This is a genomic window from Streptomyces sp. NPDC052079 (assembly GCF_040680275.1).
GTDB lineage: Bacteria > Actinomycetota > Actinomycetes > Streptomycetales > Streptomycetaceae > Streptomyces.
In genome coordinates this window covers 1-10,146 of record NZ_JBFAWL010000046.1, presented here as the reverse complement: position 1 = coordinate 10,146, position 10,146 = coordinate 1, and the positions used below count along the sequence as shown (strand labels likewise).

Below are 10,146 nucleotides of genomic sequence, written 5' to 3'. Positions count from 1 at the left end.
CACCGTGGCCGTGGCCGGCGGAGCGATCTACAACGCCACAGACCCGGCCGCGGCCGCCTACGAACTCAAGAAGCGCGCAACCGCCTGACAGGACCCGCCCCAACACTGCATCCCATTCCATGTAGTTTCGAATTGAACCGGAGTGCGCCGAGTGAGTCTCGAACTCAATCGTGACTTCGGCCCTTGGCGCGCTGTCTGCGGCGGCGTCGAGGCGGTGCCTGCGACGCCAGGCCGTCCATGATCTGCTTGACCGCATTTCCCAGGGCCTTGCCCCGCCCTTTGCAGGCTCGATTGAAAAGGGCGGTTGTTGGCGGCCGTCATGACGGATCCCCTCGATACGAATTCGAGAAAAACCGAAATTATTCAGGAGTGCGCGTCTATGGCAGCGAACGAATCGATCTCCAGTGACCACGCGATCGAATCAACTGACGAGGTTGTTCGCTTGACTACCAAGCGACTCCCCCAGGACTGGACCGAGTTGGACCAGCGCGCGGTGGACACCGCCCGCGTGCTGGCCGCTGACGCGGTCGAGCACTGTGGGAGCGGACACCCCGGCACGGCTATGAGCCTCGCGCCCGTCGCCTACGCGCTGTTCCAGCGGGTCATGCGGCATGACCCCAACGACGCGCAATGGATTGGGCGCGACCGGTTCGTGCTCTCAGCCGGCCATTCGAGCCTCACCCTGTACATTCAGCTGTTCCTGTCCGGTTACGGCCTGGAGCTCGATGACCTGAAGGCCTTGCGGAAGTGGGGTTCGCTGACCCCTGGTCACCCCGAGTACGGGCACACCGTGGGCGTGGAGACCACCACCGGCCCACTCGGCCAGGGCCTGGCCAACGCGGTCGGTATGGCCATGGCCGCCCGCCGCGAGCGTGGCCTGCTGGACCCGGACGCCGAGCAGGGCAGGAGCGTGTTCGACCATCAGATCTACGTGATCGCCTCGGACGGCGACATCGAGGAGGGCGTCACCTCGGAGGCTTCGTCGTTGGCCGGCACCCAGCAACTTGGCAACCTCACGGTGATCTACGACAGCAACGAGATCTCCATCGAGGACGACACCCGCATCGCGCTGTCCGAGGACACCGCCAAGCGCTACGAAGCCTATGGCTGGCACGTCCTCACGGTGCACGGCGGCGAGGACGTGGCAGGGTTCCTGGACGCGGTTGAACAGGCCAAGGCCGAGACCACCCGCCCTACCCTGATCGTGCTGCGCACCGTGATCGGCTACCCGGCACCGACCAAGATGAATTCCGGCAAGGTGCACGGTGCCGCGCTGGGCGCCGAGGAACTCGCCGCGGTCAAGCGCGCCGTCGGGTTCGACCCGAAGCAGAGTTTCCAGGTCGACGACGAGGTCCTGCGGCATGCCCGCCAGGTGGCCGAGCGCGGGAGGGCCGACCACGAGAAGTGGCAACTCAAGTTCGATGCCTGGGCGAAGGACAACCCGGAGCGTAAGGCGCTGCTGGACCGGATCAGCAAGCGCGAGCTGCCCCCCGGCTGGGCCGACGGTCTGCCCACCTGGGAGGCCGACGCCCAGGGAGTCGCCACCCGCAAGGCGTCGGCCGCGGTACTGGCCAGGCTCGGCGAGGTGCTGCCCGAGCTCTGGGGCGGGTCGGCGGACCTTGCCGAGAGCAACAACACCACGATCAAGGGTGCGGACTCCTTCGGCCCGGCCGAGATCTCCACCAACGCCTGGAAGGCCCATCCCTACGGTCGCACGCTGCACTTCGGTATCCGCGAGCACGCGATGGGCTCGATCCTCAACGGCATCGCGCTGCACGGCGGAACCCGCCCGTACGGCGGCACCTTCCTCGTCTTCAGCGACTACATGCGCCCGGCGGTACGCCTGGCCGCGCTGATGCAGCTGCCGGTCATCTACGTGTGGACACACGACTCGATCGGCCTCGGTGAGGACGGCCCGACCCACCAGCCCGTCGAGCACTTGGCCTCGCTGCGTACCATCCCCGGAATGTCGGTGGTGCGCCCCGCCGACGCGAACGAGACCGCGCACGCTTGGAAGGCCGTGCTGGAGGACAGCAGCGGCCCGGCCGGGCTGGCGCTTACCCGGCAGGACGTGCCGACACTGGAGGGCACCTCCGCCGAGGGGGTGGCCCGCGGCGGCTACGTACTCGCCGAGGCGTCCTCGGGCAGCCCCGAGGTGGTGCTCGTCGGCACCGGTTCCGAGGTCCAGTTGGCCGTGGAGGCCAGGAAGATCCTCGAGTCCGAAGGGGTTGCCACCCGAGTGGTGTCGATGCCCTGCATGGAGTGGTTCGACCGGCAGGACCGGTCCTACCGGGAACAGGTGCTGCCTCCGTCGGTGCGCGCCCGGGTCGCCGTCGAAGCGGGTACGGCGCAGCCGTGGCACCGGATCGTCGGGGACGCGGGCGAGATCGTGTCGTTGGATCGGTTCGGTGCTTCGGCAGACTACAAGACCCTGTTCAGCCAGTTCGGCATCACCACCGAGGCCGTGGTCGAAGCGGCACGACGAAGTGTGCGGTTTGTGAAGCTGAGTTGATGCCCGGCCGCAGGCGGCAGGAGGTGTCCGTGATCAGTCCAAAACCTGTTGGACGAGGCTGATGGGGACCTCTTCTGGGCAGCGGTTGCACCAGCGGCCCCGGCGAGAGGCGGTTTCGAGGGGGCGTCGCAACACGTGGTCGTGTTGATCAGGCCGCAAGCAGTCTATGCAGGCGCTCGGCTGAGGTTTCCCAGCCGAGCGTTTTGCGTGGGCGGCCGTTCAGCTCGGCGGCCACGGCCGTGAGGTGTTCGCGGGTGTGGACGGACAGGTCGGTGCCCTTGGGGAAGTACTGCCGCAGCAGGCCGTTGGTGTTCTCATTGGAGCCGCGCTGCCAGGGGCTGGCGGGGTCGCAGAAGTAGACCGGGATGTCGGTGGCGACGGTGAAGGAGCCGTGGGCGGCCATCTCGGCGCCTTGGTCCCAGGTCAGGGAGCGCACCAGGTGAGAGGGCAGCGTCTGGACGGTTTCGACCAGGGCGTCGCGGACGTGTTCGGCGGTGCGGCCTTCGGGCAGGTGCAGCAGCATCACGTAGCGGGTGGCGCGCTCCACGAGGGTGCCGATGGCGGAGGCGCCGTCCTTGCCGATGATCAGGTCGCCCTCCCGGTGGCCGGGCAGAGCCCGGTCTTCGGCCTCGGCCGGACGTTCGCTGATCATCACCATCGGGGTGGCGAACCGCGGCTGGCGGCAGGCGGCCTGGCGGTGGGGCTTGCGGCGGGTGCGGCCGGTACGCAGAGCCTTGGCGAGTTCACGGCGCAGCTCGCCCCGGCCCTGGACGTAGAGGGCCTGGTAGCTCGTTTCGTGGACCACGTGCATCTCCGGCCGGTCGGGAAACTGGGCCCGCAGAGCTTGGCAGATCTGCTCGGGGCTCCACCGTAGGTCCAGGTGACGCTGGACGAAGCCGCGCAGTTCGGGGTTCTGGCTGATCTTTCCCGGCTTGGGGCGGGGCCGGCGGGCATCCGCGCGGGCCTGGGCGGCGTGCGGCCGGTACTGGCCGCCAACCGGGTGCCGGTTGCGGCGGATCTCACGGCTGATGGTGGACGGACTGCGGCCCAGCTCCGCGGCGATAGCGCGGACGGTGGCCTTCTCCCGCAGCCGGTCGGCTATGTGGATGCCGTCAGCCTCGCCCAGGTAGCGGGACGGACCGGATGAAGGCGGCGCCTCCTGGTAGATCGGAGGCGCCGCCTTCTCACGGCCCTTGTGGGCGTGGCGGCCGTTGCGCCACTTCTTGCCGGTCCGAACGTCGATCCCGACGATCCGGCAGGCCTCCCTGCTGCTGTTGCCCTGCTGCACGAGCTGGAAGTATGCCGCCCGCTCACGGGTCAGCTTCTTCCGCCCCTGCGGCCTCCGGTCCTTCCGGATCTCGAAGTCCATCGCACCCCTTCAGCTGGGGTGTTGCGACGACCACTAGAACCCAAGAGAAGCCGGGGCCGCTTCCCAGCCTGCTCCCGGACGCATCGCCTGCGAATAGGTTCTTGTGAACGGTTGGCGGTGGGCCGGCGGTCCTCGAAGCGGCGGTGAACGGCACGGTGACCGCCCTCGATGGCGTCCTGGGCCGGGTTGGCCTCACCTGGCTGTCGGGGCCTTCGCAGGTGGGGCACAGCATGCTGTTGCAGCTGCGCCCGCACATACCCCATCTTCGCCGACCCGCAAGATGGAGCACCAGCAATGATGCCGACCGTCATTCATTATCCTAATCACACGATAATGTTTCTCAATGTCGCAAGTCTTGCCGATCAGTACGCAGATGGACAATTATTTTGCCCACGTAGATTATCCGCACTCTGGCCCGCGGGTCTCCTGCTGAAGCAGGAACTCTGTCCATGGCGAAAGTGCGGTGTGTCTCTAAGATGATCCGTGCGATGGCTGTCCTGGCCGCAACGGACAAAGGCTCCCTCCCGAGGATCCGGATCCGCGGCAGCGCAAGTGACCAACGAACGCCATCCGCCCCGCAAGTGGAGGACGATCTCGTTGACGCAGTCAATATCAAAGGAACTCGAAGTCGGTCATTTCGTGGACGCAACGCGTGCTGTTGTCGCCGAGGTGGAAAAGGTGCGTGTGGGGGTGCACTCCCCTTCCTGGATGCGTGCCGGCGAACTGCTGCTCAAGGCGCCGAAAGTGTTCACCATCGGCACCGGGCGGAGCGGGCTCGCCCTGCAGATGGCCGCGATGCGGTTCATGCACCTCGGACTGCCCACCCACGTCGTCGGTGAGACGACTGCTCCGGCGATCGGCTCGGGGGACGTCCTGGTGGCGGCATCGGGCTCGGGGTCGACGGCCCGGGTGGTGCGGGCAGCTCAGACTGCTCGTGATCAGGGCGCGGACGTGATTGCGCTGACCACGGCGGCCGATTCGGCGCTGGCTGAAACCGCAACCGAAATACTCATCATTCCGGCTGCGGACAAGCAGGACTTCGACGGTACTGCCTCCGTCCAGTACGCCGGCAGCCTGTTCGAACAGTCTGTCCTGCTGATCACTGACGCGCTTTTTCACACGCTGTGGAAGACCAGCGGGACCCGGGCCCGCGAGCTGTGGCGCCTTCACGCGAATCTCGAGTAACCGCTACGCACTCTGTGAGGCCGGCGCTGAAGGAACGGCGTGATTCGCGCTCGGCGCACGGAAGAAGGAGCAGGCGGTTTATCGAGCTGGTCGCACGGCGGGATCAATCGAGTAAGTGCCGCGATCTCTCTGTCCTGAAGCTACACACAAGAATGGGAGCCCAAAATGCAGTGTGGGAGTGAGGTCGCACCGCGAGCCTGCGTCGATATCCATACTTTGGAGGCGGTGGCTCTGGCGGCTACCCGCAGCGCTGCGGTGGCCAGCTACGCCTGGGTAGGCCGACACGATCAAAAAGCCGCCGATGCAGCGGCGACGACGGCCATGCGCGAGGCATTGGCCGACGCACCTGGGCGAGGAACGGTGGTCATCGGGGAGGGAGAGAAGGACGACGCCCCGATGCTGTTCAACGGTGAAGTCGTGGGCAATGGGCACGGCCCGGACTTCGACATCGCCGTCGATCCCCTTGAGGGAACCTCGTTCTGCGCGAAGGACCTGCCCGGTGCCCTGGCTACGATCGCGTTCGGCGAACCAGGAACTCTGTGGTCACCTGGTCCCGGCTTCTACATGGACAAGATAGTGGTGCCCCCCCGGGCGAAGGACGTCATCGATCTGAGCGACCCTCCCGAGCGCACCTTGGTCAAGGTTGCCGAGGCTCTCGGAAAGAAGGTCAGCGAGCTCCGCGTTGTCATCATGGACAAGCCGCGGCACAAGGAGCTGATCGCACGGGTGCTCCGGGCGGGCGCGGCCGTGCAGACGCCGGCAGGAGGCGATGTCGGGGGGAGCCTGGCGGTGCTCCTGCCGACGCTCGACGTTGACCTGCTCCTCGGAGTCGGCGGAACGCCCGAGGGAGTGATGACCGCCGCGGCGGTCCGTGCCCTGGGCGGCGGCATGGTGGGCCGCTTGGCCCCTCAGCGTGACGAGGAAGCGGAGGCCATCCGCGCGGCGGGCATGTCCCTCGACCGCATCTATCACTGTGATGAGCTCGTAGCCGGCGATGCCTTCTTCGTTGCCACTGGCGTCAGCGGAGGACCCCTTCTCGGACGTCCACGGGAATGTGATGGCACGACAATCGCCGAGTCGCTCCTGATCTCCAAGGGTCAGGTTCGCCATATAACACACACCACCTTCGAAGCATTTCCCGCATAGTGCGCGCTGCGATTTCCGATTCTCCGTGGCGCCCATTCCCGAGCGGACACGTATCAAGTCGCTGCAGATGGTCGTGCCGTGCTCGTCGCTGCTGTTCAGCGGCTTGAGGGCGGGGCACACAGACGCCGACACTGCACCGTGATCAAGAAAGCTCAGCCACGACTGTCTGCAGCTGCCGCACATACACCATCACGATTGAGGAGATTCGGTGACGTTGCACCTGGACGACCTTCGCGTGCGCCGCCTGGGCGAGTGCCGTTACGATTCGCCGTTCTCCGAGATGCTCTCCACCAAGCAGACCTCCCCGCATTACGTTGCGGAAGGTGACCGCGTCCTGCTCGAGGACACGGTTTCCATGCTTACCGAGCACAGCCTCCCTCCCGACCGCGTTCCGAGTTTCGAAGCAGCCGGGCCTCGCCGGAAGATCTATTTCGACCCCGCGAACGTGACCGCCGGCATTGTCACGTGCGGAGGGCTGTGTCCTGGTCTCAATAATGTCATCCGCGGTCTCGTTCAAGAACTCTCTGTACATTACAAGGTCAAGCGGATTCTAGGCTTCCGGAATGGCCTCAAGGGCCTGACGGCCGAACACCGCAACGACACCATCGAATTGACGCCTGATCGAGTTCGCGATATCCATAACGCCGGCGGCACCATTCTGGGCAGCTCACGCGGTGGCCAAGACGCCGACGAGATGGTCGACAGTCTCGTCATGCGAGGCGTCGACATCCTGTTCGTCATCGGTGGCGACGGGGGGATGCGCGCCGCGACCTTCCTCAGCAAGGCGATCAGGATGCGCGGTCTTGACATTGCTGTCATCGGGGTACCGAAGACGATCGACAACGACCTGCCCTTCACCGATCAGTCGTTCGGGTTCCAAAGCGCGTTCGCGCGGGCCACCGACTTCATATCCTCGGTCTCCGTCGAAGCTGCAGCCAGCCCGAACGGCGTCGGGATCGTGAAGCTGATGGGCCGGCACTCCGGGTTCATCGCAAGTTACGCTGCGCTGGCCGCCAATTCCGCAGACATCGTCCTGATCCCCGAAACCCCCTTCGCCCTTGGGGGAGCTGACGGCCTGTTGTCCTACGTCGAGCAGCACGTGCGATCCAAGGGCTTCGTGGTCATCGTCCTCGCCGAGGGGGCAGGCCAAGACCTTTTCGAAAAGCACGGCCTGCCTCGGTACAACGGTCGCGGAACCGATGCCTCAGGCAACGTCAAACTCGGCAACATCGGGGAGCTACTCAAAGAGAGCATCACGGCCCACCTGACTGCGGTCGGCCTTGCCCCCTCGATGCGCTACATCGACCCGAGTTACGCAATCCGCAGCGTCGCCGCCAACGCTTATGACAGTGTCTACTGCCTGCGCCTGGCCCATGCCGCGGTGCACGCTGCCATGTCGGGGCGTACTGAAGCCGCTGTCGCGCGCTGGCGGCGACGCTTCGTGCATGTCCCGTTGTCGCTGATGACCAGCCGTCGCAACCAGGTCGACCCGGACGGTGACCTGTGGATGTCCGTGCTCGAAACCACCTGCCAGCCGGCCAGATTCGGTTCGGCGCCAGACCGTGGTGAGCTGCACCGGGTCTCGTAAGATGGCGCGGGCCGTGGTCCAGGCGGTGCGCAGGTCTTCCTGGCAGGTTCGCAGTCGTCGCATTCGTACTCGGCGGGCGGTACGCAGCCGGGGGCGGAGTGGAGACGTCTCTCGGTGTACGCGCCATATGAATCGAAGAAGGACAGGACGCATGTCGCCTCGCACCGCGAACACGGCCGTGGCCGTCCACCCGCTTCTCGCCGAGCGCTGGAGCCCGCGCTCGTTCGACGCGACCCACACCATCACCGACGAAGAGCTGGTGTCTTTGCTGGAGGCGGCCCGGTGGGCACCCTCCGCCCGCAACTCACAGCCGTGGCGCTTCCTGGTCGGGCGGCGTGGCGACACGACGTACCGGCGCATCTTCGCCACCCTCGCGCCCGGCAACCGGCTGTGGGCAGGGAAGAGCTCGCTGCTGGTCGCGGCGGTCGCGGCGGAGCGCCTCGAGAGCGGCACGCCGCACCCCGGGGCCGCATACGACACCGGGCTGGCGGTGGCCCAACTGTCGGTACAGGCCCGCGCATTGGGTCTGCACGCCCACCAGATGGGCGGCTTCGCCCCTGAGCGGCTGCGCACGTCGCTGGGTGTTCCGGACGGCTACCGGCCTCTCTCCATCACCGCGATAGGAGCCCTGGCCGCGCCGGAACTCCTCCCACAGGAACTGCGGGACCGCGAAACCGACGCCCGTGAGCGGCGCCCTTTGGCGGAAACCTTCTTCGCAGAGAGCTGGGGCAATCCGCTTCCCGTCGGACCCTGAACCTCACCCCCTGTCCGTGCCGTCGTACCCCCTTCGACCACCAACGCCGTATTCCGCGTTGTCCCAGGGGACACATCGCAGGCATCCCAGCGGCTCTCAGGCCGCTGGGGCGTGGTGCAGCTCGGGCATGCGATGGACAACGCCGCCGTGGAGCCGTTCCCCTCAGTTCTCGAGGTCGAGTACGTCGACCGACGCACCTTCGCGACGCGGGCGAGGCGAGGCGAGGCTCGAGATCGCGACGTGGATCGCGGACTTCTGCAACAGGGTGCGGGCCGGCATCCGCGGCAGGTGCAGCAGCATGGTTGAACCGCGTCGTGCGCTCCACGAGCGCACCGCCCGCGGACCGGCCGGTGCCTGTTATCAGGTCGTCCTCCCGCGTCCTGAAGACCGCGCGATCCTCGGCCTCGGCAGGCCGCTCGTTGATCAGCACCTCGGATGTGGCGTGACCGTTGGGGCGCCGCCGGGACCGCGCCCGCGGGACCCGCAGCACACGCCCGGTGCGCAGGCAGGCGACCAGCTCGCGCTTGAGCGTGCCAGTGACGTTGAGCGATTACGCCGGAGTCGTGGTCTTCTGCTTGAGGCGTTCGTAGGGGGTCCGGCCGCCGAGGCCCCCGTCGGGGCGGGGTAGTTGTCGCAGTCCTCCCCTCGCGCAGCGTCTCGTTGAGGACTCGGCGTCGTCGATGACGACGCCGTCCAGCAGCCGGTAGAACTCCTCGGCGTCGATGCGGTGAGAGCGTTCGACCTCGCCCTTCAGCCGCGGGGTGCGGGGCTTGGTGCAGGGTGCGGGCGATGCCCTTGTCGAGAGCGTGCCGGCAGAAGGCGGACTGGAACTCGGCGCGGTTCCCGCTAACTTCTTGGACGTGGCCGTGTCACCGCCAGGCGCCGCTTGGCTCATGGTCAAGCGGCGGAGTGGTGGGGAGGGGGCGTCGGCATGTGGGTCTCTGCAGTGATCGGAGACCCAGGTGTCAACGATGATCGCCAGTTCCGGACCGCCGGGAGATGGTCGACGGCGGCCGGCTCGACCAGCGCGATCTCCCGTACCCCCGCCTCCTGGGCGTTGAGCAACGCGGTCTTCTCGCGCTCCTCGAATGACAGGTACCGGCGCGATGACGGGCTGCCCTTGACCGACGGCATGCGCCACTGCGGTCGCCCACCCTGTCGGTCACGCAATACCTCCGCGATCAGGTGTTGCGACGACCACTGGAATCGACCTGCGCTTCCGCGTGCCGTCGGTCCCCGTTCGTAGGCTCCAGGGTGCCGTTCGACACCGGTTACCGCCCGCTAGTGGAACGCAAGTTGTAACTCTGTTAAATCAAAGGTACGGTTTCGAAAACGCGGAATTTCGTGACGCGGTCCTCGAAATTGCGCGGATCACGTTTCCCGATTTTCGCCCAGCAAGAGGAGGAAGTTATGACGTGGGAGACTCCGGAATACACGGTCATCGAGGTTTGCGCTGAGGCCAGCGGATACTTTTACCGGGGCTGACAGCCGGACTTAACCTCGATCTTTCTTGATGGGCCGCCGACGGAGTCGGTGGCCCATCTTGTTGCTGGTGATGGAGGTTGGGCAGGCTGGCGGCCCGAGTGTCGTCT

At 66.4% G+C, this 10,146-nt stretch carries 8 protein-coding genes and 1 pseudogene; 5 read left to right on the top strand and 4 right to left on the bottom strand.

Features of this window, described 5'->3' with window-relative positions:
• Window positions 1-442: 442 nt before the first annotated feature.
• The gene (gene tkt / locus AB0L56_RS31375) at window positions 443-2,512 is read left to right on the top strand and encodes a transketolase (protein WP_365429505.1); all 2,070 of its coding nucleotides are present in this window, start codon (window positions 443-445) and stop codon (window positions 2,510-2,512) included.
• Between the two features lie 148 nt (window positions 2,513-2,660).
• Here the strand turns inward: tkt and AB0L56_RS31370 are convergent, their stop codons facing one another.
• Window positions 2,661-3,881, bottom strand: a complete 1,221-nt coding sequence (locus AB0L56_RS31370) for an IS30 family transposase (RefSeq protein ID WP_365429502.1) — start codon at window positions 3,879-3,881, stop codon at window positions 2,661-2,663.
• A gap of 552 nt (window positions 3,882-4,433) precedes the next feature.
• Between AB0L56_RS31370 and hxlB the strand changes: the two genes are divergently transcribed.
• The 4 genes from hxlB to AB0L56_RS31350 all read left to right on the top strand — a co-directional run bounded on the left by hxlB (window position 4,434) and on the right by AB0L56_RS31350 (window position 8,554).
• Complete coding sequence (gene hxlB / locus AB0L56_RS31365) at window positions 4,434-5,066, top strand: 6-phospho-3-hexuloisomerase (protein WP_365429499.1); 633 nt, start codon at window positions 4,434-4,436, stop codon at window positions 5,064-5,066.
• Window positions 5,067-5,291: 225 nt separating this feature from the next.
• Window positions 5,292-6,212, top strand: a complete 921-nt coding sequence (gene glpX, locus AB0L56_RS31360) for a class II fructose-bisphosphatase (protein WP_365429497.1) — start codon at window positions 5,292-5,294, stop codon at window positions 6,210-6,212.
• A gap of 208 nt (window positions 6,213-6,420) precedes the next feature.
• Window positions 6,421-7,800: an ATP-dependent 6-phosphofructokinase gene (locus AB0L56_RS31355; RefSeq protein ID WP_365429493.1), complete on the top strand. Its 1,380-nt coding sequence runs from the start codon at window positions 6,421-6,423 to the stop codon at window positions 7,798-7,800.
• A gap of 151 nt (window positions 7,801-7,951) precedes the next feature.
• Complete coding sequence (locus tag AB0L56_RS31350) at window positions 7,952-8,554, top strand: nitroreductase family protein (protein ID WP_365429490.1); 603 nt, start codon at window positions 7,952-7,954, stop codon at window positions 8,552-8,554.
• A 162-nt stretch (window positions 8,555-8,716) separates the two neighbouring features.
• Here the strand turns inward: AB0L56_RS31350 and AB0L56_RS31345 are convergent, their stop codons facing one another.
• The 3 genes and pseudogenes from AB0L56_RS31345 to AB0L56_RS31335 form a co-directional block, all read right to left on the bottom strand.
• Complete coding sequence (locus AB0L56_RS31345) at window positions 8,717-8,854, bottom strand: hypothetical protein (protein ID WP_365429508.1); 138 nt, start codon at window positions 8,852-8,854, stop codon at window positions 8,717-8,719.
• Window positions 8,831-9,089: pseudogene (locus AB0L56_RS31340) on the bottom strand (IS30 family transposase); the annotation flags it as partial. The pseudogene AB0L56_RS31340 and the gene AB0L56_RS31345, both read right to left, overlap by 24 nt.
• 15 nt (window positions 9,090-9,104) lie before the next feature.
• Window positions 9,105-9,455 carry a hypothetical protein gene (locus tag AB0L56_RS31335; protein WP_365429487.1) on the bottom strand — a complete coding sequence of 117 codons (351 nt, stop codon included), beginning with the start codon at window positions 9,453-9,455 and terminating at the stop codon, window positions 9,105-9,107.
• Window positions 9,456-10,146 lie beyond the last annotated feature (691 nt).